Below are 25555 nucleotides of genomic sequence, written 5' to 3'. Positions count from 1 at the left end.
AACGTATGCAATGGTTACGGCACTGATTACTCAATAACTTTTGCGTAACCACTTAGAAAATCTAGAAGTGCTCATTAATAACTTCTTCTTTGAAGATCTTATTAATGCTATTTATAAGAACATAGACCCTCATCCTTCATTTAAAAAAGTAGAGTTCAAAGTAAGTTTTGAAAGAGACAAGCCAAGTTTAAATATCTTGGTAAGCGATGGAGTAGGTGGAATGATATCCCCAATTCTCTATTTCAGTGCAGCTCAAACGAATATTCTGAGTTTGAGTGTGTTTCTTGCGAATGCTCTTCACGCAAAAGATGATAAAGAAAACTCTATCGATGTTATTCTGATAGATGATCCAATCCAATCGATGGATTCAATTAATATTCTTTCGACGATAGACTTGTTAAGAAGTATATGTTTAAAGTTTGGTAAGCAGCTCATTATATCAACGCATGATGAAAATTTCTTTGGGTTACTCCAAAGAAAAATACCTTCGGATATTTTTGGTTCAAAATTTCTTCAGTTGAAAAAATTTGGCGTTGTTGCGTCAGTAGGGCCGATCTTAAATTAGATGATAATGCAATTTCCATTTGGGTTGAGATGCCGTTGGAATAACATATATCGGCTATCGGGCTTGAGTCAGGACAAGCATCTGCGTAGTAGGTTGGAGTGTCTACTCATAGGGTTCAGTGAAAAAGCCGGAGATTTACGCGCTTCCCCTTGGCACCCTCGATGTTGATCCCGGTGTGTGTCCAAATCGTCATGTATTCGTGGGCAACAAGGCGCCGTGGTACGAGATTGCCGATGACTTGCCCCAGTTCACTGAAAATGGTTGAGTCAGTGTTGCTCGCGCTCGATACCATTTTCAAAGCTCAACCATTACTCTATGCACTCAGCTTACCCAAGGCGATCCATCGATCTTATGACGAGAAAAACACTAGGCTTGAAAGTCAAAAGGCAGCAAGAGGCCAAGCCCGCCAACGATGTTGAAGATCAATTCTCCGATGACCCCGAAAAACGCTTTTTAAATGGCGTCGCTATTCATCCTTCCCCCCGCATTTATTTAGAGCCAGGTTCTAAGCAGCGCACTGTGCGAGCGATGGATTTGATTACGCCACTAGGGATGGGCCAGCGCGGGTTGATCGTGGCGCCGCCCGGTTCTGGCAAAACAACGCTGTTGAAACATATCTGCCAGGCCGTGGCCGAGGCGCACCCGGATATAAAACTGTATGCCTTGCTGATCGATGAGCGTCCTGAAGAGGTGACGGACTTCAAGCGCAGCGTGTCGGCAGAGGTACATGCATCGTCTTCAGACGAAACCTACACGCATCATGTGCAAATGGCCGATAAGCTTCTTGAAACGGCACGTAGGCAAGCGGGCGAGGGGCACGATGTAATGATCGTGATCGATTCCCTGACGAGGCTTTCTCGCGTGCATAACGCCGAGCAGCGGGGCAATGGCCGTACCATGTCGGGTGGGCTGGATGCCCGAGCGATGGAAATACCCCGAAAACTGTTTGGCGCCGCGAGGAAGATCGAAAACGGTGGGTCGCTCACGATTCTGGCTACCGTGCTGGTGGATACGGGAAGCCGTATGGATCAGGTGATTTTCGAGGAGTTTAAGGGCACGGGCAATATGGAAATCGTGCTGTCACGCGAGGTGGCCAATCAGCGGATTTTCCCGGCCATCGATATCACCAAGAGTAGTACCCGGCGCGAAGAGCTTTTGATTGATGCAAAAGACATTGAAAAAGTACGAACATTGCGTAGAGCGTTGACACAACTTAAGCCAGTGGAAGGCGCACAGAAGTTATTTGAGCTATTGGAGAAATATCCAACCAATGCCGAGTTGTTGGACGTGTTTACACCAGACTCCGCCTAGTCGTTAGGAAGACCTTTAACGGCCACAGTGCTTACCCATGTTTTGTTAAAATAGACCTTAATTGCAAACGCCTTTAGCAGAGAAGCTCACCTTTTATTCGTTAAGAGGTGAGCTTCTTTGGGAAGGTTTAACGATTACTTTTTCTTAAAATTCAGGTTTGAAGCGGGCACTACCTTTCGCACTGAAAAGCCTTCAATTTCTCTGCGCTCAATGATGCTGTTTAACCGCCTTTCAATGGCGCAAAGATTTTTAAAGTCAGCCAAGGCGACAAACGAGATGGCTTCACCTGAGGCTCCCGCGCGGCCGGTTCGGCCAATACGGTGAATGTACTCTTCTGGCTGAAAGGGTAAATCGTAATTCACCACACGGCTTAGCTCGCCAATATCCAAACCCCGCGCGGCAACCCCCGTGGCGACCAGGTACTTTAGCTCGCCAGATTTGAACTGCGCCAAAATCTTTTCGCGCATGGCTTGGCTTCTGTCGCCATGAATGGAATCCGCTTTGATGCCACGCTTTGCGAGTTGGTCAACCAGCTTGGCCGCGCCGTGTTTTTTCTCGATAAAAATAAGCGCCTGATCCCACGCTTGCTCGTTAATCAGGTGGCTCAGCAGGGCGGACTTGGTGTCTTTGTCTACGGTGATTAGCCATTGTTTGATATTAGCGGCGGCGCGGATGTTGGGAGAAATGGATATTTCAGACGCCAGGTCGGTCATCTTGCTGTCTGAAAAACCGTAGGCCAGCGCCCGAACGTCGCCATTCATGGTGGCCGAAAACAGCAGGTTCTGACGGTTTTCAGGCAGGCGTTCTATGATTTTGTTGATATCGTCGACAAAACCCATGTCGACCATTCTGTCCGCTTCGTCCAACACCATGGCGTTGAGTTCATCAAAGTGCAGCGCACGCTGATGCGCCAAATCCAGCAATCTGCCTGGTGTGGCGACGAGGATATCAATTCCTTCTATTAATCGCTGTTTTTGAGGTTCGCTATCAACACCGCCATACACCGCCATAGACGTTAAGTGCAGATGTTTAGCGTATTGAGCCACGCTGGCTTCAACCTGAACCGCTAGCTCACGGGTCGGTACGAGAATCAACGCACGGATGCGTTTGCCGCGTAGCGTTCCCGCTGTACTAAATCTTTCCAGCAGAGGCAGAACGAAGGCAGCGGTTTTGCCTGTTCCGGTTTGTGCAGTGGCGATTAAATCGTTACCCGAAAGAATGGCAGGAATCGCCTGTTCTTGAATGGGCGTTGGGGTTTTGTAACCAAGTTCGGTAATCGCTTGAACAAGAGGACTGGATAAGCCTAGTTTTGCAAATGACATAGGGGGCTCTGACGGGATGTCGTAAGGGGTGTCGAAATGAAAATATGCCGCAGTATAACGTAGTGCTTGTAGTAGCGCTGATTTACCGTGTTGAGTGAACTTTGCACATGCCTTGCTGTTCCGCATCCAAATCCCGAATAGGGCGGGCTGACCCGCAACGCCGTGCGCCATTATGAGATAATCGAGTCAGAGAATTGATTAAGCAATCGACGAAGAGGAATACATGAGCTGGTTTATATTGTTTGTAGCGGGCCTTCTGGAGATTGGCTGGGCCATCGGGCTGAAATATTCGGTGGGCTTTACAAAACTCTGGCCGACTGCCTGGACGCTACTTTCGCTAGTGACGAGTTTTCTACTGCTGGGCTTAGCGCTGAAAACCCTGCCCGTGGGTACCGCTTACGCGATATGGGTAGGGATTGGCGCAGTGGGAACGGCCATTTTAGGCATCGTGCTGTTTGGCGAGTCTTTGGGCGCACTCAAACTAATGAGTTTAACGCTGATCGTTGCGGGGCTTGTCGGGCTTAAACTCGCCCACGCCTGATATTCATGGAAACCGCTAGTGGCTGCCCGTTCATTAAGCGTACCGGGGCGCGCTACCTGAAAGGCCACCGGAGGTACGTTGTCGAAATCTGCTCTGTTAATGCCACCGTTTTTGTTCATGACGCCTGATCTTGTTCATCACCGGCAGCCCGCTTCTCCGCCTGATCCAACAGCACTGGGCCGCTACCTAGCTCCGCCAGCTCATCATCCGGGTTATACAGCGGACAGCGGGTCATGCTTAAACAGCCGCAGCCAATACAGCCGCTGAGGTTATTGCGCAGCGTTTGCAGGTAGGCAATGCGGCCATCCAACATGCGCTGCCAGTTCCTGGAAAGATGCTGCCAATCTTCCACCGTGGGCGTGCGGTTATTGGGCAGTGACTCGAAAGCTTTCTTGACCTCGTCCAGGCTGACGCCCACTTTTTGCGCGGCTTTTATCACTGAAATGCGCCTTAGCACCTCCGGTTTATAGCGGCGCTGGTTGCCCGCATTGCGTGAGCTTTGAATTAGCCCCTGCTGTTCGTAAAAGTGCAGGGCGCTGATATTAATGCCGCAGCGCTTGGCGACTTTGCCGACACTCCAGTTTGCCTCCGCCATTCTCGCTCCCGTTTTTCTTCTGGTACAAAAAAAGCTTTACCTCAACTTGGGTTGAGGTTTTAACCTTTTATCCGAACCCACGCAAGGAGAACAATATGTACCTGGAACACGTGAATCTGGTCGTTGCTGATATGAAGGCCATGCTGGAGTTTTACCGCGCTGCCTTCCCACACTGGCGTATACGCGATGAGGGGCAGGGTGAGTGGTACGGCAAACCGCGCAAGTGGGTGCACTTTGGTGATGAAAGACATTACCTGGCGTTAAGCGATCATGGCGAAGGACAGAACCGAGCGCTAGAAGGCCATAGCGTGGGCCTAGCCCACTTTGCCTACGTGACCGATAACCTGGATGCCGTAGTGGCTCGATTAAATAACGCGGGCTTTGCCGTTGCCAAACCGGGTGCCACCGAGCCGTTTCGTAAAAACGTTTACTTCGTTGACCCAGCGGGGTTTGAGGTGGAGTTCGTTGAGTATCTGAGCGATATCCCAGCAGAGCGTAATTTAAATCGCGATGCGCAGTAACCAGCAGTGTAGAAAGAATCAGAGCAACGGAAGGGGGATAATGTAGTGAAAGTCGTCGTCATTTTTCATTCTGTAACAGGCACTACCAAAAAGCTGGCCCACTCGATTGCATCAGGTGCTGCAATGGAACCTGGTGTTGACGTGGTCGCAGTAGAAATTGTTGGCGCCGATATTGTTGAAGGGCGTTTTCGTAACATCGAGCTGCTGCGGCAACTAGATAATGCTGATGCGATTATCTTTGGCTCACCTACTTATATGGGCTGCGTATCAGCGCAGTTTAAAGCGTTTACGGATGCCACAAGTGAGTTGTGGGCAAGGCAAGCATGGGCAAACAAAATTGCCGCTGGTTTTACCATTGGTGCTAACTTAAGTGGTGATCAACTGAATACCATTCAGTACCTGCAAGTGTTCGCTAGCCAGCACGGTATGTTTTGGGTGGGTCTGGATACACCGGGCAACTATGATCCTGCAATGCGTAACAGGCTTGGTGCACAGTCCGGGCTTATTGCCCATTCCGTGAATACTGATCTCAATGAAACGGACTTACTTACTGCGCGTTATTTAGGTCAGCGGGTAGTACAAACCGCTAAAAAGCTCGCGGCGTGAAGGAGGAAAAGTGCAAATTTATGAAACGGGAAGACTATGAAACAGAGCGGTGCATTGAATGACAGCACAGTGAATATGACAAGTGTTTGATGAATGGTGAGCTTCGTAAGCATCTCGCGCCAAAACATAAGATGAAGTTAAAGCTTTCTATGAAGCGGCACTAAAGTGGGGTGGAACATGCAAGGGTGCACGGGGTTACAGGCATAATTATCATACTGCCTTTATTTGAAATAGGAATCGACATCACGGGGGCGTTTAAGTATGCCTACTCGTATGAAATTTTGGAGTACATGGGTAACCAATAAGGGCTGCCATGAATGCGGTAACTCAGCGGTACTAATCTCCATCGTTATGGGCTTGAGATAAGAATGGACTATCTAGAAGTCAATGCCAGCGACGTTCCCACCCAGCTTTTACTGGAAGCCGATCCTTCTGAACAGAGCATCGCATCTTATCTGGATGGCGCTTGGTGCTTCGCGGCAAAGCTAAGCGGAAACGTCGTTGGTGCCTGTGTCACAAAACCTATTAACACCGACATCGCTGAAATATTTAATATCTCGGTTTACCCGGGATTTCAGCAGCAGGGCCTTGGTTCTGGGCTGTTGAGCTTTGCCTTGTCTGAGCTAGTAAGCAAAAAAATACAGCGTGTGGAATTAAGCACCGGCACTTTTGGATATCAGCTGACCTATTACCAACGCCATGGGTTTAGAGTTGATCACGTGGTTAAAAACTATTTTCTGGATAATTACCCTGAGCCGATTCTTGAAGATGGTATACAGCATCAAGACGCGCTGCGGTTGTACGTAACGCTATAAAAAGGTGAGCTCAGTGGCAAAAGTAACCTTAAAAGGGTTTATTAAAGTTCCCGGTAGGGACCTTGAAGCTGTGGAAGACGAGCTTGTCATTCACCGCCAACTCACTCTTGAGGAGCCAGGCTGCATAACGTTTAAGGTCATCCATGATAAAACTGACCCGTGCCGTTTTGATGTTTATGAGGAATTTATTGACCGCAAGGCCTTTGAACAGCACCAGCAGCGGGTGGCAAGTTCTGACTGGGGCAAGCTAACCCGTAACGTGAAACGTCATTACGAAGTGTTTGAATAGTCTGAGTCGAATGGCTATTTTGCTATCGCCAACTCGACTTTACTGTCGTAAAAGCCTTCAAGAGAGCGCTTCATGGGTATAATGCGCCCCATCGCCAATTGCCGTAGTGTGGGCGCGCATATCGGGTCGTATCGGCGAGTTTATCAGTCGATTCTCATTTTACTGTTGAAGGTAGCTGACGTGATCAATACCAAAATTTACAAGGCCGTTTATGAGTTGGCTGAAAAGCTGATGAAGGCGGCTGAGAAGGAAGATCGAGAGGCGTTTGATTCGCTTTATGCAGAGCTGGGTGCTATTTGTATCGAGCATGAAAATACCGATAAGGATCATCCGGAGCAGTGGGAAACGTTGGCGGATTTTACCGAAGAGCTGGATGACGCGCTGGTGATGTATGAAAAGGCGCTTCACAAAGCCGAGGTCGCCAATTCTAAAGACCACCTGTCGTCTATCGGTTTTTCAATGGCGACCCTGCAGGTTGAGTTGGGCCAGGAAGAGGCTGCTATTAAACATCTGAAAAATGCCAAAATCAGCGCCAACAAGATTGAAGATAAAGATTTGAAAGCAGAAATTGATGAGCTGCTTGAAAAACTGACAGCGAAATAGCGGGCTTTGTTGTTACCATGATGATCTTGATAAATGCACATCCAACGGGATTGTGCTGGGTTTTCCTAAGACCAGGAGCTGTCGTTTGACCAATAATGATATTTTTCGCCGTATCCGGTACTGCTTTGATTTAAAAGATACTGCCGTATTGAAAGTTTTCGCGCTGGCAGAGTTCACTGTATCTGAGGAGCAGGTGTCCGGGTGGCTGAAAAAGGAGGAAGACGAAAAATTCCTCAAGATGAGAGACCGCGAGTTGGCCGCGTTTCTTAACGGATTTATTAGCTATAAGCGTGGGAAGCGCGACGGCGAGCAGCCCGCGCCAGAAAGTAACTTGAACAACAATATGGTGTTCCAGAAGCTGCGCATTGCGCTGAATTTAAAAGCCGACGATATTTTAGCTATTTTTGAGCAGGCCGAGTTTCGGTTAAGCAACCACGAGTTAAGCGCTTTTTTTCGTAAGCCTACCCATAAAAATTATCGCGAGTGTAAAGACCAGGTGTTGCGTAATTTTTTAATGGGTCTTCAGTTCCAGCAACGCCCTGAATCCAAGGGTTCAGAAGAGGTCTGAGGTTGTCACGCCGCTGTGATTTACAGGGTTCAGAAGTAAAAAATGGCCATTCAATGCGAATGGCCATTTGCTTTTAAGCGTTTTTTAAACAGAACTTAACGCTTTAGCAGGTTGGTTTTGGCCAGATCAATTACTTCGTGCATGCTGCCATCCATGACGGCACGTAGCCCCCAGAGGCTAAACCCTTTGACTTGCTCTATGCCGATGGTGGGCGGCAGTACCAGCTCTTGTTTGGCTGTCACTACATCAAGCACGGCGGGGCCATCGTGGGCTAATACGCTATCGATGGCATCGGCCAGCTCGTCAGGGTTTTCAACACGGCGGGCATAAATGCCCATTGCGCTTGCGACGGCAGCAAAGTCGGGATTATCCAGGTCTACGCCCGTGTTAATGAAACCGGCTGCTTTCATTTCAAGCGCGACGAAGCCGAGCACCCCATTATTAAAGATGACGATTTTGATCGGGATGTTGTGCTGTTTGAGTGACAGTAAATCGCCCATCAGCATCGAAAGGCCACCGTCACCGGAGAACGTAATAACTTGCCGACCCGGCTGCGCGTACTGAATGCCAATCGCCTGAGGCATGGCGTTAGCCATCGAACCATGCGAGAACGAGCCGATAAGACGACGTTGGCCGTTCATTTTAAGGTAGCGTGCCGACCAGACCGTGCATGTTCCTACATCGGCAGTAAAAATCGCGTCCTCATTGGCTTTTTCGCTCAACAAGCGCGCAAGGTACTGTGGATGTATAGGCGAGTGGCCTGAGTGATTCTGCGCCTGTTTGTCCAGGCCTTCGCGCGCCTTAACGTAGTGGGCCAGCGCTGCATCCAGAAAGTGCCGGTCACTGCGCGTATGAAGCGCCGGCAGAATGGCTTCAATGGTTAACCCGATATCGCCGACCACGCCCAATGCCAGCTTGGCACGCCTGCCCAGGTTTTCAGGGCGAATATCGACCTGCACGACGTTGGTCTTTTGCGGTAAAAACTGTTTATACGGAAAATCCGTGCCCAGCATCAGCAGCAGGTCGCACTCCTGCATGGCCGCGTAACCTGATGAGAACCCGATAAAGCCGGTCATGCCAGCATCATAGGGGTTGTCATATTCGACATGCTCTTTGCCGCCGAGTGCGTGCACGATGGGACTCTTAAGCGCATCGGCCAATTGCATTAGCTGGGCGTGTGAACCGGCACAGCCCCGGCCAACGAAGAGCGTGATGCGCTCTGCATCATTGAGCAGTTTGGCGAGTGCTTCCACTTCGGTTTTGGCGGGCACCACGCGTGGTGAGGGTGGTAATAAGCCATGGCGCGGCGTTACCGTTTTAACCGGTGAGGCGCGCAGCGCAACATCACCAGGCAGCACCACGACCGCAACGCCACGCTGCCCAACGGCGGCGCGAATGGCATTGTCCAGCACATAAGGTAATTGGCTGGCGTCGGAGACCAGCTCACAGTAGTGGCTGCATTCACGAAACAGTTCTTGGGGGTGGGTTTCCTGAAAATAGCCGCCGCCGATCTCTGACGAGGGAATATGCGCGGCAATGGCCAGCACCGGCGTGCGCGTGCGGTGGGCATCGAACAAGCCGTTGATAAGGTGCAGGTTGCCGGGGCCGCAAGAGCCTGCACAAACGGCCAGGCTACCGGTTAGTTGTGATTCGCCGCTGGCCGCGAATGCGGCAACTTCCTCATGCCGCAGGCCCACCCATTCGATGTTGGGCCGCTCACGTATGGCCTCAGTGAGGCCGTTGAGGCTGTCGCCGACAACGCCATAGATCCGCTCAATACCGCTTTCCACCAGCGTTTCGATCACTAAATCAGATACGTTTTTGATAGACATGAGAGACCTCAAACAAAGTCCAGGTTTAACGTTGCGGCTGTTTGCTTGCGCGTGTCGTAGCAGGCCTCTTTATCCGTTTTAAGGTCGACGCCGTAGGTGGGAATGATCGTCTTGAGTTGGGGGAGCCAGCCATCATTGGTTAGCTTATCGGCAAAGCATTTCTCCAATACCTCTAGCGCGATAAAGGCCGCCGTTGATGCGCCAGGCGAAGCGCCTAGTAACGCTGCGAGGGAGTGATTGGATGAGGCGATTAGCTCGGTGCCAAACTCCAAAACACCGGCTTTTTCATGGCTGGGTTTAATGATTTGCACGCGCTGACCCGCTACGGCGTGGGTCCAATCGTGATGGCGTGCCATTGGGTAGTATTGGCGCAGCATCTCAAATTGGTGGCTCTTGCTCTGCAGTACCTGGGAGACCAGATACTCCGTTAGTTGCCAGTTATCCTTTGCAACATCAAGCATGGGAAGCACATTATCGGGCCGTACCGAACGGAACATATCCGTAAGAGAGCCTTGCTTGAGAAAGCGAGATGAAAAACCGGCGTAAGGGCCGAAGAGCAGCGATTTTTTATCACCAATAAGGCGTGTGTCCAGGTGGGGGACTGACATGGGGGGCGAGCCATGGGCTGCCTTGCCGTACACCTTGGCGTGATGGCGTTCACTAATGCTGTCTATATCGCAGCGTAACCAAATACCGCTGACGGGGAAGCCGCCGTAGCCATGCCCTTCAGGAATGCCGGATTTTTGCAGCAGTTCAATAGCGCCGCCACCTGCACCAATAAAGACAAACTCGGCCTGAATGCTCCCTTTCTGCTTGCTATGCGAATCGTGCATTTCCACGCGCCAAGTGCCGTCATTCTGTCGCGCAATGTCCTGCACGTGCTTTAAGTAGTGGGTTTCAAATCCTGATTGCTGCGCCAAATGGCCGAACAGCAGGTGAGTAAGCGCACCGTAGTCGACATCAGACCCTGATACGATGCGCGTCGCCGCGACGGGCTCGCCATCGCTGCGTCCTTCCATGATGAGTGGAGTCCATTGCTCAATCTGCGCGGGGTCTTCGCTATATTCCATCCCGCGATAGCAGTGGTGCGATGACATCTGTTTAAAGCGCTGGCGTAGATAGTTGACGTTATCCTCGCCCCAGACAAAGCTCATGTGCGGGCAGGGATTAATAAATGCCTGTGGGTTGGGAATGGCCCCTTTCTTGACCAGATAGGTCCAGAGTTGGCGTGAAATATCGAACTCTGTGTTGACCTTCAGCGCCTTGCTGATATCAACCGTGCCGTCTGAGCGAGCAGGGGTGTAGTTCATTTCGCAGTTGGCGGCATGCCCGGTACCTGCGTTATTCCAACCATTGGAGCTTTCCTGGGCGCAATCTTTCAGTGTTTCCAGCACCACAATCTTGAGTGAAGGTTCTAGCTCTTTGAGAAGAGTTGCCAGTGTGGCACTCATGATGCCCGCGCCGATCATTACAATATCTGCCCGCTCGGGAATCTGTGTTGATGTAGGCATGAACGTTCTCCGCTTAGGAACTCAACACTTACTTGCTGCGCTGATAAAGGGAAGATCGATATCCTGAGCCACTATGGCATACACGCGTCGCCAGGGTTGGTTATCGATTAGATGCCAGCGGTGGCCGCCGCCTGTGGTGTCTTCCGCCAATAAAATGTCGCCGGGGTGCAGCGTGAATGAGTCGCCCGTGCGCGTCTCGAAAGTGAGTGTGCCGCTGAGCGTTAAGACGAATTGACGGTTGGGAGCGTCATGCCAACTAAAGCTACCGCCTTCGCTTGTTTCGCGAAAGGAGATGCTGGTCGTTTCGATGACATCGCTGAGCAAGTCGTGGCGCTCGCCTTTGGGAAGATCAATCCAGCCTTCTTCAAAACACGATTGATGATTACTGCCTGTCCATAACCTTACACATCGGAACATTACTGACTCCTGATTGTGAGTAGTGACAAAACGTGATGAAAAATAGAGCAATCATCTGAGTGTAAATACTAGTTCGGATTTTGTGAAATAAGATGCGTGACCAAAGCTAAATTTATGCTTAAGGTGAAGTGGATTTGATAATTTAAATATGGGCATGGGCTGGGGACTCCATGCCGCTATTCTTTTTATAAAAAAGGAGTTGGCGCTTTTCTTGTTAACCGCCAATTATCTCTGGCAGGCTCTATAACCTTTGTAAATGAAAGGAAACCACCATGAGAATCAAAAAAAAATTAACGCTAGCGGCAAGCATGTGTGCCTTGTTTGTGGCCATCACAGCGGATGCATGCACGCGCGCGGTATATCAGGGCCCTGATGATATGATCATTACGGCGCGCTCCATGGATTGGAGGGACGAAATACATCCCAATATCTGGTTGTTTCCAAAGGGAATGGAGCGTGATGGTGCGGCTGGACCCAACTCCGTCACTTGGACATCCCAGTATGGAAGTGTCGTTACCAGCGCGTTTGATATCGCAAGCACCGATGGCATGAACGAAAAAGGCTTGGTGGCTAACCTGCTATGGCTTGCTGAGGCAGAGTATCCTGACTTTGGGCCGGATGACCAGGGGCTTTCCGTGGCTGCATGGGTCCAGTATGTTTTGGACAATTTTGCGACCGTTGATGAGGCGGTGGAGGCGCTGCGCGATGAGCCTTTTGTGGTCGTCTCTGCTGAAATACCGGGCACCGCTCGATTTGCTACTCTGCATCTGTCAATTTCAGATGCCAAGGGTGATAACGCAATATTTGAGTATATCGACGGTAAGCTCACTATTCATCACGATATGTCATACAACGTGGTGACAAACTCGCCCACCTTCGAGCAGCAACTTTCGCTGGACGACTACTGGAGACAGATCGGTGGCTTGGTCATGCTGCCGGGCACAAACCGTGCCGCGGATCGATTTGTCAGAGCGTCGTTCTACATGGATGCCATCCCTAAAACGAGCGATACAAGAGTCGCTGTTGGCAGTGCCTTTAGCGTGATTCGCAATGCGTCTGTTCCTTTCGGCATCTCATCAGCAGAGGAGCCGAATATTTCTTCCACCAGGTGGAGAGCGGTATCTGATCAGAAACACCTTGTTTATTATTTCGAGACGGCACTTACGCCTAACACGTTTTGGGTGGATATGAAGGATGCCGACTTTACTGAGGGCGCACCTGTTCGCAAACTCGGCCTCGAGAATAACAGTATTTATGCAGGCAATACGGTCAACGCATTTGAGGACGCCGAGCCCTTTGAGTTTGCTGGCCTGTAACGTGTGTTAAGGGCAGTTTTTTTGCTAGTTAGCTCATGAAATAGCCCTCTGTGTCGCGGTTGGCACAGGGGGCTTTCTCTTTCTTAATAAAGCCAAGGAATAGAAAAAACTACCGTTAGCTTGTTCGATTATTGTGATTAATACTAGGCTTTGTACGAAAACTGCTTGCGCTCGACCATACGGCGTTAAAAATCAGCTCAAAATACTCATTTACACATGTAAACTCCGTTTTTTCGCTGATTTTTGCCTTGTCTGGCCTTCGCTCAGCGACTTTTCGTACAAACCCTAAAGTAATGGCGGCTGGTACCGATATTAAATTAAGCACACCTATTTACTGATCGCTGCCCAGAGTTATCCATGCCAAAAATCGTGATCTGTTTCATTACGACCCTGCTACTGCTGGCACCTTATGCTCAAGCGAACACTGATGCGGCTGAGGCCGCGGCGCTGGCATGGCTTGATGCAATCGATAGTGGTGAGTATGAGCTGGCTTGGGAGGAGTCATCACCGCTACTGAAGAGTCCGCTTTCACCCAGCATGCTGGAGCGGACCATTAGCGCAGCGCGCCGTGACTTCGGGTCGGTGGAATCAAGACGCCGCACACGCGTCATCACGCAAACCTCTATGCCCGGTGCTCCCAAAAATGATTACAAAAAGTTCACCTATCAAACGCGTTTTGCCAACAAGTCTGATATTACCGAAACCATTACACCGCACTTTGAAGACGGCGTTTGGAAAGTAAGTGGATACTATGTGTACTAATCAGCAACAAGTGGGTTGACCCGTTGCTATAACCGTGGGGTGTTGAATCTTCACGCAGACAAAAATGGCGTTCCCCGACGTGTTGTTCCACGGCGTGATGGCTTCAAAGTTGTGCTCGAATACGTGCACCTCAAAGTAGGGCTCAAGCAGCGTAATTAGCTCGGCAAAACTAACCGCGACCATGGGGTGCTCGTCGTTCCATACTTGGGTATCGCACGCGTTGGTTTTTGCAATACTAAGTTTGAGGGCCTGTTTTTCACCGCTGCCGCTGTAATGCCACCCGGAACGAAACGTGAAGGCATCGTTAGCTTTTTTAACGGTGTGGCTCACAAATAGATTGTTATCGATTTTATCTTTATCGACTGCGTTAAAGCAGAAAACCCCGCCACTCACTAAGGCGCTGTGCGCACTTTCAATACACGCTTTGAGCTTTTCAATTCCGTCGCTGTAGTGAATTGAATATAAAAAACAGGTAATCAAATCCTGCGGGTCGCTTACCTGGAAGTTGCCCATGTCCTGACACGTAAACTGAGCCTCAGGGCAACGTGTGGCGGCAATATCCAGCATGGGCTGGTTAATATCCAGCCCGCTGCTCACGTAGCCATTATCAATAAAATGGCGAACATGGGGTCCGGTACCACACGCTACATCGAGGTGAATGTTGCCACCGTTACCAAAAATTTGGTGAAGCCTTTGCACGGCGTTGCTTTGCGCCCGGTAGTCGATGTCTTCGCACATCACATCGTAATAGCCAGAAAGATCGGTATAGAGTGCGTTAAAAGACATGGCAGCCTGGATCGCTTGGGATTGAGGGTGGCGCATAGTAAACGAGTGGGACGGCTTTTAGAAGCCAGCAGTGCGGAAGGGGATTGTGATTAAGACATCGCAGGCCGTTGCACCGGCTTGCGATGTCTTTTTCCGTTTATAGCGAGATGTCAGGCGCAAACTGCATGCTTACCGCCAACCGGTTCCAACTATTAATGGCCAGAATCACCGTGGTCAGCTCAAGAAGGTCCTGTTCGCCAAAGGCAGCCAGAGCATTCTGGTAGGCGGTGTCGCTAACAGACTGTTGGCTGATTAACGTAAGCGCTTCGGCCCACTCAAGGGCTGCACGTTCCTGTTCATTGAAGCAGGGGGCTTCCCGCCAGGCAGGCAGTACATCCAGCCTCACCTGATGCTCGCCGTCGTCTCGGGCTTCCTGAGTATGCATATGCTGGCAGAAGCAGCACTGGTTGATCTGGGAAACGCGTAGCTGAACGAGGTGGATGATGGCAGGCGTTACCGCGCTATTAGCCGCTACTTCGCCCAGAGGCACCAAATGTTTAGCAAGGCGAGGGGTTAGCTTGTAAACGACTTGTCGAGAAATACGCTGAGACATGACAGTGACCTCGTTGATTGATGAGGTCTCAGCTTATAAAGATGTGCGTACTACGCCTTGTAAATTTGCGACAATTTGCGCTGGCGATAAGAGGCGGGTGTTTCGTTGGTAAAAGATTGGAAGGCGTGGGTAAAGTGCGGCTGGTCATAGTAGCCACAATGGAGCGCTATTTCTGATAGCGGCCGGTCAGCTTCAAGTAAGCACAGTCGCGCTCGGTTGAGGCGAGCATACGTCACCAATGCGCCAGGCGAGACACCGACTTCACGTTTTAATCGACGTTCCAGGGTGCGTCGTGTTAACCCAACATTGGCAGCTAACTGTTCAGGTGGGAACTGTAACTGGTTAATGGCCTGGATAATTCCTGGCACGGGGCTTTTGCTCATTAGTCGACTTTTGAGTAAACCCAGAAGCCATGTTTCAAGCAGGGCTAATCCTTTGGGTGCATCAAGCTGATAAAGGCGCTCCACCACCGGCATTAAACTGCTCATCCAAGAAGGTTTTATGTCATCGCCCAAGCAAAGATGCGCGTCTATACACTGTTCCGGGGATAAGGCCAGGAGGCTATATATACTGGCCGGTTTAAACCGAATGCCCATACGGGGGATGGACGTATCAAACGTCTCAAGCAACATGTGTCTGTTAAAGCAGAGCGTGACGATGGGGCGAGAGCTTCCAAGGTGGATGATGAGGCTGGCGCCTGCGTCGGGGTAAAGCTTTTCTACGATGGGATGCGCCAGGGTGCTTTGCCCGCCCATCGACCAAAGGCATTGCACCCATGTGCGAAGGTTGGTGTCGGGCAGGCGCTGCTGGAAATTCAAATGAACGGCGTTACCGGGCAGAATAAAGTGGGCCATGGCGACAACCTGCTTTGTTGATGAATGGGCTTCATCGCATAAGCTGTATTAAAGCGTAAACACATGGGCTGGGAAAGTGGCTATGCTTGGACAGTGAAGTTCTCACTTCGCAATGAACTGTTTAATCATCAATCCACGTGGTTGAGCCCTTCAAGCCAAGCGTTAAGCTGGGGCTCTTGCCCGCTGCGTCGTGGTAAAGCACCATCTCACGCGCAACGCTATTGATTTGATGAGTAAACACCAATAATTAGCTATGGAGTCTACTGCTTCGTCTACGGTATGCTTTTTTGAACTGCTTTCAGATCAAGAGAACTTCATGGCCCTTATCGCAACGACTCCAGAACCCCCGTATTACGCCGTTATCTTCACTTCCGTGCGTACGGGGATTGAAGATGGCTATGATGCCATGGCGGGGCGCATGGTTGAGTTAGCCATGCAGCAGCCAGGTTTTTTAGGCGTTGAATCGGCTCGAAATGAGGTGGGCATTACGGTTTCCTACTGGGCTGACCTGGCCTCGATTAAAGCGTGGAAGGCGCATGCCGAACATAAAGAAGCACAGCGGCTTGGGCATCAGCAGTGGTATCAGCACTTTAAAACCCGAATTGCCAAGGTCGAGCGGGATTACGGTATCTAGCGGGTGCCACTTTCCTGGTCTTCTGTTTTATGTCGGTTACATCATCAAGCGCGTGAGTGCTTGTAGTCCCAGAGCAACCAACAGCACTATTACGCCCCCTATCAAGCTGGTGAACAACGCGTGGCGCTTCCATAGCAACAGCACTCGATGACCAAAGCGATAAACCAGCCAGGCTAAGCCATAGTAGAGAGAGAAGGCCACGAGCAATTAATGCCGCCAGTAAGAACAGCAAGACAGGGTAGCCCGAAAGGCCCGCAGTTATCATGGCTATCGGAAAGGGGATAGGCAGGATACCCATGGCTATAATGGCAGCGAAACCGTATTGATCAAAAAACAGTTGAAACGCCTGAAAGCTCTCCTGCATACCGGTGACGTTGATAAACCATGTGCCTACCGACGTAAATAACAGCAAGCCTACGCTGTAGCCCACCAGGGAGGCGATCAGACAGCCCAATGTAGTGTTGGTAGCCAATAGCCATAGCATATTCTTTGAGCCGTTAATGCGCTAGAACCACATTTTAGGACTTAGAGGCACGGTGGTAAGCAAAGCGTAAAGCCCTGCACCAATTCCTAAAAACAGCGCTATAAACCCTAGTGTGGCTCCTGTCACAAAGATTAACCCTTTAACAATAGGGTAGTGGGTGCCGCTACTGAGGCATATCAAATTGACGGGGCCAGGAGAAATGGATGCGGCAAGGGCAAAGGCTGACATGGGTAGTAATAGCGAAATGCACATTGTGATCCTCCTAAACAGTGAGGGGGAGTGTGCGATGATGTGGCGACGGGGTATTGTATAAAAATGATATGCGCAAGATTCGGGTCGGCAGGCCGCTAGGGAGCGCTTAAGCTAGGAGGGCTTCGGTATCACACAGAGGAACCGGCAATGGATGATTATGCGCGTATCGAAAAGGCGATGGTCTACATGGTCGAGCGGGCGGTATTGCAACCCAGTTTGGAAGAGGTTGCGGCTCATGTGCATTTAAGCGCCTACCATTTTCAGCGTCTGTTCTGCCGCTATGCAGGTATTTCGCCCAAGCGCTTTTTGCAGGCCCTCACCCTGGAGCGGGGTAAGCAATTATTAAAAGAGCCGCGGGCATTACTGGATGTTGCTCACGAGCTTGGGCTGAGCGGTGGCTCTCGGCTTTATGATCACTTTGTGCAGTTAGAAGCGGTGACGCCTGGAGAGCATAAACGTCAAGGGGAGGGCGTCTGTATCGAGTACGGCGTGCATGCAACGCCCTTGGGCAGCGTGCTGGTAGCGGTGACCCCGCGCGGCGTTTGCCGTATGGGCTTTGTGGATGCTACGAGCGCCGATGAACTGCTGGCGCGGCTTGCCAAGGAGTGGCCGCGAAGCTCGCTCAATCATCATCCAGCGGCGACGGCGTATGTGGTTGATGCGTTATTTGCAACTTCTAAAACAAAACCTGGTACGTTATCGCTTCACGTGACCGGTACCAATTTCCAAGTCGCAGTATGGCGAGCACTACTCACCATTCCTGAAGGCCAGCTGGCAAGCTATACGCAGATTGCTCAAGCGTTGGGCATGCCTAAATCGTCGCGAGCCGTAGGCAATGCGGTGGGTGCTAACCCGATTGCGTTATGGATTCCTTGCCACCGTGTTATCCAGCAAAGCGGGGCGTTAGGCGGCTACCGTTGGGGCATCGCTAAAAAGCAGATGGTGCAGGCCTGGGAGCTGGCGCACTTAACACCGGAAGTGGAGCCGTTCGGTGCATCTAAATAGCCAACAAGGAGGTTGTAAATGAACATTACCGCGATACAAGCCGATATCACTACGCTTCATGTTGATGCCATTGTTAACGCGGCTAACACCTCATTACTGGGTGGCGGAGGTGTAGATGGCGCCATTCACCGTGCGGCCGGACCGGAACTGCTTAACACCTGTCGAACGCTGGGTGGCTGCACCACTGGCGATGCAAAACTGACCGAAGGCTTTAAACTGCCAGCACGTACTATCATCCATACCGTTGGCCCTGTATGGCACGGCGGAACACGCGGCGAAGCTGAATTATTGGCGTCTTGCTATCAGCGCTGCTTGGCTCTGGCTGAATCGGTAAGCGCACGCTCGGTAGCATTTCCGAGCATCAGTACCGGCGTATACCGTTATCCTATTGAAGCAGCTGCACGGATTGCTGTCTCAACGGTGAGCGAGGCTCTAAGGCAGGGCTCTACCGTTGAGACGGTGACGTTTTGCTGCTTTTCTGCCGGGGATTTAGCGGTGTATGAAGCGTGTATTAGTCAATTAGACCGTTAGCGTCGTAAAACGGATAAGGGCCCGGGTACTGTTTAATAAAACCTTGGTGCGTCACCATGCCTGCCTCTGCTGACCATTGGTGTAGTAAATACCCTGGCGGCTCTAATTGGAAACGGGAAGGGCTGTCTGGGGTTAGATCCAGGCTGACATAATGCGAAACTCCAGGGCAGCTGATGGCTAACGTATTTCCAAAGCGTGCCTGAATAGTGCGGTGTACATGCCCGCAAAGCACGCGTTCAACCTGGGCATGCTTGTTAATTATCTCGGCCAGCGCGTGGGGCTGCTTAAGAGGCTGGCGGTCCATATGATCAATGCCACTGATAAATGGATGATGATGGAGCATCACCAGCGTTGGGGTTTGCGGCTGTTCGGCCAGGGTTTTATCCAGCCAGCACAGGCTTTCCTCGCTTAGCTCTCCGTAAGGCTCGCCCGGCACGGAGGAGTCCAGCCCCACTAGGCGTACTGGGTAGTCATCAATTACCCACTGTAAATAATGAGCGTCTTGAAAGAGATAGTCATGCTCGGGAAAAGCAGTACGCAAATGATCGCGGTCATCATGATTGCCGGGGATCAGATAAACCGGCAGCGTTAGCTCCGCCAAAATCTGTTTAAATGTCGCGTACTCATCGGGGTGGCCAAAGTCGACCAGGTCACCGCTAATGAGTACTAAATCGGGGCGTGGCATTAGCTGATTGAGCGTTTGAATGGCTTGGCGTAGAGCACCGGCAGTATCCACTTGACGATAGGAAAGGCGCCCGCCAGCTTTGATATGCGGGTCACTGATTTGAGCGATAAGACAAGATTTACCCATTGGCCTGCTCCTTGGCGCTTGTGGCGGCTAGTTTTGAATGACTTAGCTCTGGATGAAAAAGCGCTTGCGGGGGCAGGTTCAAACCAATAGCGGCGCCGGTGGGCCAAACCTGGCGCGATGATGCCTTAACCTGAATCGGTGTAGCGCCACCTGTATCAACCATTAACTGCTGAGACTGCCCTAGAAAAATACTTTGTAGAATGCGGCCTTTTACTTGGGCATCCGCTAGAGCGACCACTTCGATATCCTCTGGACGACAGTAAACGCTTGGTGCCTCTTGTAGGTGAGGCGCGGTCAATTCACCGCCTTGCACCGAGAGATGACCATCAGCCCCTTTTCCGATGACTTCCAAGCGATTCACCGCGCCGATAAAGTCGGCCACAAACGCATTGGCGGGCTGGTGATAAATCTCTTGGGGCGTACCCAATTGTGCAATTCTCCCGGTTTGCATCACTGCGATACGGTCTCCCAAGGCCATCGCCTCGTCTTGATCATGGGTCACATAAACCGCGGTTGTGCCCAGCTCGCGTAGTAGCTGGCCGATTTCCAGGCGCAGCCGGTCGCGCAACTTGGCATCCAGAGCCGCAAGGGGCTCATCAAATAGCAGCACTTTGGGGCGAACGGCGATAGCGCGCGCTAGGGCAACGCGCTGTTTTTGCCCACCTGACAAGGCATCAATACGCCGCTCGCCAAAGCCCTCCAGATCCACCATACGCATGACCTCAGCCAGCCGTTGCTCAATCTCAGAACGGGGCAAGTGCTGTATTTTCAAACCGTAGGCAATGTTGGCGGCAACACTCATATTGGGAAACAGGGCGTAGTTCTGAAATACCATGCCGACATCGCGCTTTTCAATAGGCAGGGCAGTCACATCATGTTCGCCAAATTGGACGCGACCGCCCTGATCCGGGCTTTCAAGGCCGCTGATGATGCGCAGTGTAGTAGTTTTGCCACATCCAGACGGCCCAAGTAATACCAAGGTTTCTCCTGCGTTAATGTGGAGATCTAGCGGTTGCAGGGCCTTGTGGTTACCGGAAAAAGTACGGCTGCATTGGGTTAGGGTGATGCTGACGGATGAACTCATATCGATCTCGGGGTTATCTCTTGGCGACGGGGCGAGTTAGATGTTCTGGTTGCTTAACGGCGTGGGCTGGAAAGCCGCCCGGCCCATTGAATAGCCACCAGCAGTGGGACAATCATCACTAGAAAGATCAGCGTGTAGGCCGACCCCACTTCAAGGCGCATGGAGGCATAGCTATCGGCTAGGCCTACCGGAAGGGTTTTAGTAAGCGGGGTATGCAGCATCCAGGTAATGTTGAACTCACCAATTGATAGGGTGACGACCATCAGCGCGCCCGCCAAAATACCGCTAAGACAGTTGGGAATCACCACCGCAAGAAAGCGTTGTCGGAAGTTGGCTCCTAGGCTTGCTGCCGCTTCTTCAAGCAGCGGAAGACGCGCGGTTTGCATAACAGAAAGCACGGCTCGCACCATAAATGGCAGAGTGAAAAGTACATGGCCTACCAAAATGAATAGCCAGCTTCCACGAAATTCCCGGTAGCTACCGTAGGCAAGTAGTAAAGCGAGGGCAGTGGCAAGGCCTGGCACGGCCACCGGCAGCAGGAGCAGTTCCTCAATCGCATTGGCCCAGCGACGGCGGCTGCGTAGCAAGCCATAAGCCGCGGGCACGCCAATTAGCGTTGTAATCACCAAACAGGCTAGCGCCAGCTTGATAGAAAGCCAGATTGTGTTGGAGTAAAGCTGCCATACCTCACTTACCCAGCGCAGCGTCAAACCGCTTTTAAGGCCAACAAAGTAGTTCTCGGTCAGCCCAGCCATGACGGACATGGCCACGGGGATGATCATGAAGAGGCAAACCAGCAGAGTGAAACTCAGCTGTAGGAAGAATCGGATACGTGGATTCATACGGGGGCTCCTACATTGCCGCCCGCCAACTTGCGGGCCAGACTTAATGCGACCCAGGTAATCAACCCAAGCACAACAGATAGCGCGGCTGCCATGGCGAAGTTGGCGTAGTTGGTAAATTCGCCATAGATATCGAGAGGTAAAATGCTCAGCCGCGTGCCGAGCGTGAAAGCGGTACCAAATGCCCCCATGCTGGTCGCAAAGCAGATAGCGCCGGTCGAAAGTAAAGCGGGCGCAATACCCGGCACAATGACATCTTTAGTAACTTGCCATGAGTTTGCCCCCAGCGAACGGGCAGCCTCTTCAAGACTTCGGTCTAAATTTTCACAAGCCGCCATTACCGTGGTGATGACGCGTGGAATGGAAAAATAGAGATAGCCGATAAATAGCCCAGCAAGTGAATAAGCGAACATCCAGCGCTCATCGAATAACCACAGGCTTAATTGAGCCAAAGCCCCCTGACGACCACCCAGCATAATCACTAAAAAGCCGACTACCACGCCTGGAAAGGCAAGTGGGAAGGTGAGAGTCGCGACCAATACCGATTTACCTATAAAACGGTGGCGTGCCAAAAAAAAACCGGCTATGCCTGCGATGCCCACAGCAATAAGTGAGACGGTAAAGGAGATTGTGACGGTGGTGACGAGGCTAATTAAGTACTGTCGATGGGTAAGAATGGTGAGATAAGCACTGATACCACTACTACGATCGGCTTCAGCGCCCATTAGAATCAAACGAGAAAACGGCAGTAGCCAAAAAGCGAAAAATACGGCTAGTGCTGGCGCTAAGGCGAATACCGCAATGAAGTTTTTACGTTTCGGGGTTTGGCTTATTGCTTGGGTGGCTGAATAAGCAGCCCCTAGGGGCTGCTTGGATATGACTGCCATGATTAACGAACCTCCGAAAGATACCGCTCGGAGAAGCTGCGCTGGGCATTGGCCATGGCGTCATAATCTACCGTGGCGGCGCGGGCGTAATCACTATCGGGCAGAAAGACTTCACGGGCCTCTGCTGAGATAGCCTCTTCGCGTACCGGGCGTAGATATGCATCTGCCCATACCGCTTGGCCTTGATCGGAAAGTACGAAATCAAGCACTTGACGGCCGTTTTCCGGGTTAGGGCTATCTTTCACCAAGCTCATGACGTAGGGCACAACGACGCTGCCTTCTTCAGGAATCACAAAGTCAACGTTGGCACCATCGCTATAGCGGGCACGGTAAGCGTTAAAGTCGTAATCCAGTAGAATCGGAATTTCACCGGAAAGCACGCGGGCGTAGCTGGTTTGTTTAGGAACGATGGGAGCGTTATCGGAGAGTTGGTTGAAGTAGTCGATGGCGGGGGTGAAGTCGTCAAGGTCGCCGCCCAGCGCCAAGTTAACCGCGGTTGCACCTACATAACCCACAAAAGCGCTAGCGGGATCAAGATAGCCCACCATGCCCCGGTACTCAGGTTTTAGCAGGTCTGCCCAGGAGGTAGGAACGGGGGCGCCATCCAAGGCATCGACATTAACCATAAAGCCAAGCGTACCTGAGTGAATGGCAAACCAGTTACCGTCAGGGTCTTTAAGGCCCTCAGGTATTTCATCCCAATGGGCTGGCTGGTAAGGCTCAACCACGTCGGCTTCCATCGCCTGGATACCAAATGTCACTCCGTAGTAGACCACATCAGCAACAGGGCTATTGGCTTCTGCCACTAGCTGTGCCAGTGACTGGCCGGAGTTTTTATTATCTTGTGGCACCCTGATGCCGGTTTCCTGCTCAATCAGGCGTAGCTGTGTGCCCCAGTCTGCCCACTCGGGCGGGCAGTTGTAGCAAATAGCATTATCACTGTTTTGAGCCATCACGCTACTTGAAGCGCTGATCAGCGTAGTGGCCAATAGCGCTTGATATAGATGCTTAACGTTCATGTGATACTCCTCGATGAAATACCTGGTGGGGTCTTTCTGGTTGTCGGAGCTCCGACACTTTCGCCCTTTCGTAATACATAGGGCAGGGGTGTAAGAACGGGTCTTTCACCCCGAATCATGTTCAACATCGTGTGAATGGCTGCACGACCAATATCCGCACGGGGTTGCTCAACGGTGCAAAGCGAGGGATAGAGATATTTTCCCAGGGCAATGCCGTCAAACCCCATAACGGATAGATCGCTAGGTACCGAAAGCCCGGCTCGTTGAAGTTCGCCTATCAAACTGATGGCGAGTAGGTCATTGGTACAAATCAGCGCACTGAGTCCATCGGTGCCGTGTAAATGCGGCGCTAGACTTTTCAGGTCTGCTTGGGTGTGACGGGGCATTTCAATGAGTGGATATGGGGGTAGCCCAGCCGCCTGCATGGCAAGGCAATAACCTTCATAGCGATGTCGCGCACGGTCGGATTGCAGTAATGGGCCGGCGACCATGCCAATTTGCTGGTGACCCAGCGAAATAAGGTAGTGGGTGGCGGCTTCGCTAGCGGCGTGATTATCAACGCCGACAGAGGGAAAACCGCTATTGCCGGGAGGGTTATAAACAAGTAGGCAAGGCGTAGTTTCTTGACGTAGCTGAGTAAGTACGGTGCTTTTATCAGCTTCAGCCACGGTTAGCACCAAGCCATCAACTCGCTGACGTAACATCTCTTCGACAATGTCGTTCTCACGACTGGCATCGTATTCACTCGTCGTAACAATAAGTGAATACCCGCAGGCCCGAGCGGCTACTTCCATGGCTTGAAGCTGTTCCGCAAATACCGGGTTATCAAGACTAGGTACCATGACGCCAATCATTTGCGTTGCTTGTAAGCGCAACTGCTGAGCCACTTTGTTAGGCCTAAATGCAAGCTGTTGAGCTGCATGGAAGACCTTTTCCCGCGTTGTATCGCGTACTAAATCAGGGGTTGAAAAAGCGCGTGCGGCCGTTGCCCGAGAGACGCCGGCGAGTTTTGCCACGCTGAGTAAATCTGCCATGCCAGCACCTGTTATTGATGAAATGAGATCGATCTCATTGGTTGGGTGTCAGACTAGCGAGGGACTGTTACGAACTGATGTCGAGGAGATGTAAATTTGGCAAGAATTTGATGGCAGTTTTACCATCAGCAGGATGCTGTCTGGTTAGCAAGGTAGAAATATTGTAGTTTTTTTATTACTAACCAGATTGTGAGTGATAACTTGAAGGAGTAAAAACGATCAGATCAATGCCCAAATACTGACCAGCCGGTGCGTTGAACAAACATTTCAAGTGCTTTCGTGCCCAGCAGGCTATTGCCATATTCATCCAGGCCTGGTGACCAGACAGCAATGGCGCCTTGGCCTGGGGCGATTGCCAGGATGCCACCACCGACGCCACTTTTACCCGGTAGCCCCACCCGAAAAGCAAATTCACCCGAGGCGTCATAATGCCCGCACATCATCATCAACGAGTTAATACGCCGAGCCCGTTGAGGGGAGACGACGCGAATGTTGCTGGGCTGGTTAACGCCATCAGACGCCAAAAATAGTCCTGAATGAGCAAGCTGCTGGCAGTTCATGGCAATGGCGCACTGGTGAAAATAGGTGCCCAGGACTTTATCGACATCGTGGCGCAGGCGGCCAAATGCTTTCATAAAGTGGGCAAGCGAGGCGTTGCGGTCGCGGTGCGCCATTTCAGAAGCAGCGACAGTATGGTCAAAGCAGATGCTGTCGTCGTCCGCAATATAGCGCACAAAGCTTAGCAGTTCGGCAAGCGTTTCCTTGGGTTCATGACCCATCATGATGGCGTCAACGACCGCTATCGCCCCGGCATTAATAAATGGATTCCGCGGTTTGCCGCCTTCGTGCTCAAGTTGAACGATAGAGTTAAACGGATCACCCGATGGCTCGCGGCTTACATTGGACCAAAGCGCATCGCCCATTTTTCCCAACGCAATCGTCAGCGTAAACACTTTCGAAATACTCTGAATCGAGAAAGGAGTGGTGGCACAACCGGCTGAGTAGTGTGCGCCTTCCACTGTAGCAAGTGAAATGGCAAATCTTTGGGGGTCCACATGAGCAAGCTCAGGGATATAGTCGGCCACTTTTCCACGCTCGGTTTCGGCGGCCATTGCCCTTGCGATCTCGTTGAGTAAATCTTGCATTTATAGCCGTTAATTTTGGGT

Annotated in this window: 30 protein-coding genes and 1 pseudogene; 14 read left to right on the top strand and 17 right to left on the bottom strand. The window is 51.3% G+C overall.

The window, feature by feature from the left end; genetic code table 11:
* Window positions 1-67: 67 nt before the first annotated feature.
* Entirely contained in the window at window positions 68-565 is a 498-nt protein-coding gene (locus CZ787_RS07215) for a hypothetical protein (protein WP_217883850.1), read from the top strand.
* A gap of 351 nt (window positions 566-916) precedes the next feature.
* Window positions 917-1876 carry a transcription termination factor Rho gene (gene rho / locus CZ787_RS07210; protein ID WP_087107645.1) on the top strand — a complete coding sequence of 320 codons (960 nt, stop codon included), beginning with the start codon at window positions 917-919 and terminating at the stop codon, window positions 1874-1876.
* A gap of 134 nt (window positions 1877-2010) precedes the next feature.
* Here the strand turns inward: rho and CZ787_RS07205 are convergent, their stop codons facing one another.
* On the bottom strand, window positions 2011-3198 hold the full coding sequence (locus CZ787_RS07205; protein ID WP_087107642.1) for a DEAD/DEAH box helicase: 1188 nt from the start codon (window positions 3196-3198) through the stop codon (window positions 2011-2013).
* 223 nt (window positions 3199-3421) lie between these two features.
* Between CZ787_RS07205 and sugE the strand changes: the two genes are divergently transcribed.
* Window positions 3422-3739 carry a quaternary ammonium compound efflux SMR transporter SugE gene (gene sugE / locus CZ787_RS07200; RefSeq protein WP_087107639.1) on the top strand — a complete coding sequence of 106 codons (318 nt, stop codon included), beginning with the start codon at window positions 3422-3424 and terminating at the stop codon, window positions 3737-3739.
* Between the two features lie 115 nt (window positions 3740-3854).
* Here sugE and soxR read toward each other — a convergent pair whose 3' ends face one another.
* On the bottom strand, window positions 3855-4334 hold the full coding sequence (soxR, locus tag CZ787_RS07195) for a redox-sensitive transcriptional activator SoxR (protein ID WP_087107638.1): 480 nt from the start codon (window positions 4332-4334) through the stop codon (window positions 3855-3857).
* Between the two features lie 95 nt (window positions 4335-4429).
* On the opposite strand from soxR, the gene CZ787_RS07190 reads away from it, so the two are divergent.
* From CZ787_RS07190 to CZ787_RS07165, 6 genes are all read left to right on the top strand, one after another.
* A complete protein-coding gene (locus CZ787_RS07190; protein WP_087107636.1) occupies window positions 4430-4855 on the top strand; it encodes a VOC family protein in 426 nt (141 codons plus the stop codon).
* Between the two features lie 45 nt (window positions 4856-4900).
* Window positions 4901-5461, top strand: coding sequence for a flavodoxin family protein (locus CZ787_RS07185; RefSeq protein WP_087107634.1), 561 nt, complete (start codon window positions 4901-4903; stop codon window positions 5459-5461).
* A 368-nt stretch (window positions 5462-5829) separates the two neighbouring features.
* Window positions 5830-6276 carry a GNAT family N-acetyltransferase gene (locus tag CZ787_RS07180; protein ID WP_087107633.1) on the top strand — a complete coding sequence of 149 codons (447 nt, stop codon included), beginning with the start codon at window positions 5830-5832 and terminating at the stop codon, window positions 6274-6276.
* A gap of 13 nt (window positions 6277-6289) precedes the next feature.
* Window positions 6290-6565, top strand: coding sequence for a putative quinol monooxygenase (locus CZ787_RS07175; protein WP_087107631.1), 276 nt, complete (start codon window positions 6290-6292; stop codon window positions 6563-6565).
* 180 nt (window positions 6566-6745) lie between these two features.
* Complete coding sequence (locus CZ787_RS07170) at window positions 6746-7168, top strand: Replicative DNA helicase (protein ID WP_087107672.1); 423 nt, start codon at window positions 6746-6748, stop codon at window positions 7166-7168.
* An 85-nt stretch (window positions 7169-7253) separates the two neighbouring features.
* On the top strand, window positions 7254-7736 hold the full coding sequence (locus CZ787_RS07165) for a DUF1456 family protein (protein WP_087107629.1): 483 nt from the start codon (window positions 7254-7256) through the stop codon (window positions 7734-7736).
* Between the two features lie 95 nt (window positions 7737-7831).
* Here CZ787_RS07165 and poxB read toward each other — a convergent pair whose 3' ends face one another.
* The 3 genes from poxB to CZ787_RS07150 are packed head-to-tail and all read right to left on the bottom strand — an operon-like array spanning window position 7832 to window position 11496.
* On the bottom strand, window positions 7832-9568 hold the full coding sequence (gene poxB / locus CZ787_RS07160) for a ubiquinone-dependent pyruvate dehydrogenase (RefSeq protein ID WP_087107627.1): 1737 nt from the start codon (window positions 9566-9568) through the stop codon (window positions 7832-7834).
* An 8-nt stretch (window positions 9569-9576) separates the two neighbouring features.
* Entirely contained in the window at window positions 9577-11079 is a 1503-nt protein-coding gene (mqo, locus tag CZ787_RS07155; RefSeq protein WP_087107625.1) for a malate dehydrogenase (quinone), read from the bottom strand.
* A gap of 21 nt (window positions 11080-11100) precedes the next feature.
* Window positions 11101-11496 carry a hypothetical protein gene (locus CZ787_RS07150; protein ID WP_087107623.1) on the bottom strand — a complete coding sequence of 132 codons (396 nt, stop codon included), beginning with the start codon at window positions 11494-11496 and terminating at the stop codon, window positions 11101-11103.
* 272 nt (window positions 11497-11768) lie between these two features.
* On the opposite strand from CZ787_RS07150, the gene CZ787_RS07145 reads away from it, so the two are divergent.
* Both CZ787_RS07145 and CZ787_RS07140 read left to right on the top strand, forming a co-directional pair.
* Window positions 11769-12812, top strand: coding sequence for a linear amide C-N hydrolase (locus tag CZ787_RS07145; RefSeq protein ID WP_176372183.1), 1044 nt, complete (start codon window positions 11769-11771; stop codon window positions 12810-12812).
* A gap of 357 nt (window positions 12813-13169) precedes the next feature.
* Window positions 13170-13574 (top strand): DUF4019 domain-containing protein, encoded by a 405-nt coding sequence (locus CZ787_RS07140; protein ID WP_087107621.1) that lies wholly within the window; start codon window positions 13170-13172, stop codon window positions 13572-13574.
* Here the strand turns inward: CZ787_RS07140 and CZ787_RS07135 are convergent, their stop codons facing one another.
* The 3 genes from CZ787_RS07135 to CZ787_RS07125 form a co-directional block, all read right to left on the bottom strand.
* Window positions 13575-14360 carry a class I SAM-dependent DNA methyltransferase gene (locus tag CZ787_RS07135; protein ID WP_087107620.1) on the bottom strand — a complete coding sequence of 262 codons (786 nt, stop codon included), beginning with the start codon at window positions 14358-14360 and terminating at the stop codon, window positions 13575-13577.
* 136 nt (window positions 14361-14496) lie between these two features.
* A complete protein-coding gene (locus CZ787_RS07130) occupies window positions 14497-14952 on the bottom strand; it encodes a carboxymuconolactone decarboxylase family protein (protein WP_087107618.1) in 456 nt (151 codons plus the stop codon).
* A 50-nt stretch (window positions 14953-15002) separates the two neighbouring features.
* Window positions 15003-15806, bottom strand: coding sequence for a helix-turn-helix transcriptional regulator (locus CZ787_RS07125; RefSeq protein ID WP_087107616.1), 804 nt, complete (start codon window positions 15804-15806; stop codon window positions 15003-15005).
* 316 nt (window positions 15807-16122) lie between these two features.
* Here CZ787_RS07125 and CZ787_RS07120 point away from each other — a divergent pair, with 316 nt between their 5' ends.
* The gene (locus CZ787_RS07120; protein ID WP_087107614.1) at window positions 16123-16440 is read left to right on the top strand and encodes an antibiotic biosynthesis monooxygenase family protein; all 318 of its coding nucleotides are present in this window, start codon (window positions 16123-16125) and stop codon (window positions 16438-16440) included.
* On the opposite strand, the gene CZ787_RS07115 is transcribed toward CZ787_RS07120, so the two are convergent.
* Complete coding sequence (locus CZ787_RS07115) at window positions 16397-16924, bottom strand: YqaA family protein (RefSeq protein WP_254908584.1); 528 nt, start codon at window positions 16922-16924, stop codon at window positions 16397-16399. The two genes, CZ787_RS07120 and CZ787_RS07115, sit on opposite strands and share 44 nt — an antisense overlap.
* Before the next feature lie 42 nt (window positions 16925-16966).
* A pseudogene (locus CZ787_RS19075) lies at window positions 16967-17176 on the bottom strand (LysE family translocator); the annotation flags it as partial.
* 147 nt (window positions 17177-17323) lie between these two features.
* Here CZ787_RS19075 and CZ787_RS07105 point away from each other — a divergent pair.
* Entirely contained in the window at window positions 17324-18181 is an 858-nt protein-coding gene (locus CZ787_RS07105) for a methylated-DNA--[protein]-cysteine S-methyltransferase (RefSeq protein ID WP_087107612.1), read from the top strand.
* Between the two features lie 18 nt (window positions 18182-18199).
* Entirely contained in the window at window positions 18200-18712 is a 513-nt protein-coding gene (locus tag CZ787_RS07100) for an O-acetyl-ADP-ribose deacetylase (protein ID WP_087107610.1), read from the top strand.
* On the opposite strand, the gene CZ787_RS07095 is transcribed toward CZ787_RS07100, so the two are convergent.
* From CZ787_RS07095 to CZ787_RS07065, 7 genes are all read right to left on the bottom strand, one after another.
* Window positions 18693-19523, bottom strand: coding sequence for a phosphodiesterase (locus CZ787_RS07095; RefSeq protein ID WP_087107608.1), 831 nt, complete (start codon window positions 19521-19523; stop codon window positions 18693-18695). The genes CZ787_RS07100 and CZ787_RS07095 overlap by 20 nt on opposite strands.
* Window positions 19516-20607 carry an ABC transporter ATP-binding protein gene (locus CZ787_RS07090; RefSeq protein ID WP_087107606.1) on the bottom strand — a complete coding sequence of 364 codons (1092 nt, stop codon included), beginning with the start codon at window positions 20605-20607 and terminating at the stop codon, window positions 19516-19518. The genes CZ787_RS07095 and CZ787_RS07090 overlap by 8 nt, the downstream gene beginning before the upstream one ends.
* A 53-nt stretch (window positions 20608-20660) precedes the next feature.
* Window positions 20661-21449, bottom strand: coding sequence for an ABC transporter permease (locus CZ787_RS07085; protein WP_087107604.1), 789 nt, complete (start codon window positions 21447-21449; stop codon window positions 20661-20663).
* Window positions 21446-22336, bottom strand: coding sequence for an ABC transporter permease (locus tag CZ787_RS07080; protein ID WP_087107602.1), 891 nt, complete (start codon window positions 22334-22336; stop codon window positions 21446-21448). The genes CZ787_RS07085 and CZ787_RS07080 overlap by 4 nt, the downstream gene beginning before the upstream one ends.
* A gap of 2 nt (window positions 22337-22338) precedes the next feature.
* Entirely contained in the window at window positions 22339-23355 is a 1017-nt protein-coding gene (locus CZ787_RS07075; RefSeq protein WP_087107600.1) for an ABC transporter substrate-binding protein, read from the bottom strand.
* Window positions 23352-24389: a substrate-binding domain-containing protein gene (locus CZ787_RS07070; protein ID WP_087107597.1), complete on the bottom strand. Its 1038-nt coding sequence runs from the start codon at window positions 24387-24389 to the stop codon at window positions 23352-23354. Before CZ787_RS07070 ends, CZ787_RS07075 begins: the two co-directional genes overlap by 4 nt.
* 224 nt (window positions 24390-24613) lie before the next feature.
* Window positions 24614-25534: a glutaminase gene (locus CZ787_RS07065; protein WP_087107595.1), complete on the bottom strand. Its 921-nt coding sequence runs from the start codon at window positions 25532-25534 to the stop codon at window positions 24614-24616.
* Window positions 25535-25555 lie beyond the last annotated feature (21 nt).

It is taken from the genome of Halomonas citrativorans, from assembly GCF_900163645.1.
GTDB lineage: Bacteria > Pseudomonadota > Gammaproteobacteria > Pseudomonadales > Halomonadaceae > Vreelandella > Vreelandella citrativorans.
Note: the sequence above shows the minus strand (reverse complement) of the source record. Positions and strands in the feature narration are given on the sequence as shown.

Bases quoted from the DNA above. Each gene is read 5' to 3' on its own strand.
- poxB (WP_087107627.1), bottom strand. From the start codon at position 9,568: ATGTCTATCAAAAACGTATCTGATTTAGTGATCGAAACGCTGGTGGAA.
- CZ787_RS07125 (WP_087107616.1), bottom strand. From the start codon at position 15,806: ATGGCCCACTTTATTCTGCCCGGTAACGCCGTTCATTTGAATTTCCAG.
- CZ787_RS07150 (WP_087107623.1), bottom strand. From the start codon at position 11,496: ATGTTCCGATGTGTAAGGTTATGGACAGGCAGTAATCATCAATCGTGT.
- CZ787_RS07065 (WP_087107595.1), bottom strand. From the start codon at position 25,534: ATGCAAGATTTACTCAACGAGATCGCAAGGGCAATGGCCGCCGAAACC.
- CZ787_RS07100 (WP_087107610.1), top strand. From the start codon at position 18,200: ATGAACATTACCGCGATACAAGCCGATATCACTACGCTTCATGTTGAT.
- CZ787_RS07205 (WP_087107642.1), bottom strand. From the start codon at position 3,198: ATGTCATTTGCAAAACTAGGCTTATCCAGTCCTCTTGTTCAAGCGATT.
- CZ787_RS07075 (WP_087107600.1), bottom strand. From the start codon at position 23,355: ATGAACGTTAAGCATCTATATCAAGCGCTATTGGCCACTACGCTGATC.
- CZ787_RS07140 (WP_087107621.1), top strand. From the start codon at position 13,170: ATGCCAAAAATCGTGATCTGTTTCATTACGACCCTGCTACTGCTGGCA.
- CZ787_RS07070 (WP_087107597.1), bottom strand. From the start codon at position 24,389: ATGGCAGATTTACTCAGCGTGGCAAAACTCGCCGGCGTCTCTCGGGCA.
- rho (WP_087107645.1), top strand. From the start codon at position 917: ATGACGAGAAAAACACTAGGCTTGAAAGTCAAAAGGCAGCAAGAGGCC.
- CZ787_RS07095 (WP_087107608.1), bottom strand. From the start codon at position 19,523: ATGGGTAAATCTTGTCTTATCGCTCAAATCAGTGACCCGCATATCAAA.
- CZ787_RS07145 (WP_176372183.1), top strand. From the start codon at position 11,769: ATGAGAATCAAAAAAAAATTAACGCTAGCGGCAAGCATGTGTGCCTTG.
- mqo (WP_087107625.1), bottom strand. From the start codon at position 11,079: ATGCCTACATCAACACAGATTCCCGAGCGGGCAGATATTGTAATGATC.
- CZ787_RS07135 (WP_087107620.1), bottom strand. From the start codon at position 14,360: ATGTCTTTTAACGCACTCTATACCGATCTTTCTGGCTATTACGATGTG.
- soxR (WP_087107638.1), bottom strand. From the start codon at position 4,334: ATGGCGGAGGCAAACTGGAGTGTCGGCAAAGTCGCCAAGCGCTGCGGC.
- CZ787_RS07085 (WP_087107604.1), bottom strand. From the start codon at position 21,449: ATGAATCCACGTATCCGATTCTTCCTACAGCTGAGTTTCACTCTGCTG.
- CZ787_RS07190 (WP_087107636.1), top strand. From the start codon at position 4,430: ATGTACCTGGAACACGTGAATCTGGTCGTTGCTGATATGAAGGCCATG.
- CZ787_RS07120 (WP_087107614.1), top strand. From the start codon at position 16,123: ATGGCCCTTATCGCAACGACTCCAGAACCCCCGTATTACGCCGTTATC.
- CZ787_RS07130 (WP_087107618.1), bottom strand. From the start codon at position 14,952: ATGTCTCAGCGTATTTCTCGACAAGTCGTTTACAAGCTAACCCCTCGC.
- CZ787_RS07105 (WP_087107612.1), top strand. From the start codon at position 17,324: ATGGATGATTATGCGCGTATCGAAAAGGCGATGGTCTACATGGTCGAG.
- sugE (WP_087107639.1), top strand. From the start codon at position 3,422: ATGAGCTGGTTTATATTGTTTGTAGCGGGCCTTCTGGAGATTGGCTGG.
- CZ787_RS07080 (WP_087107602.1), bottom strand. From the start codon at position 22,336: ATGGCAGTCATATCCAAGCAGCCCCTAGGGGCTGCTTATTCAGCCACC.
- CZ787_RS07115 (WP_254908584.1), bottom strand. From the start codon at position 16,924: ATGCTATGGCTATTGGCTACCAACACTACATTGGGCTGTCTGATCGCC.
- CZ787_RS07090 (WP_087107606.1), bottom strand. From the start codon at position 20,607: ATGAGTTCATCCGTCAGCATCACCCTAACCCAATGCAGCCGTACTTTT.
- CZ787_RS07180 (WP_087107633.1), top strand. From the start codon at position 5,830: ATGGACTATCTAGAAGTCAATGCCAGCGACGTTCCCACCCAGCTTTTA.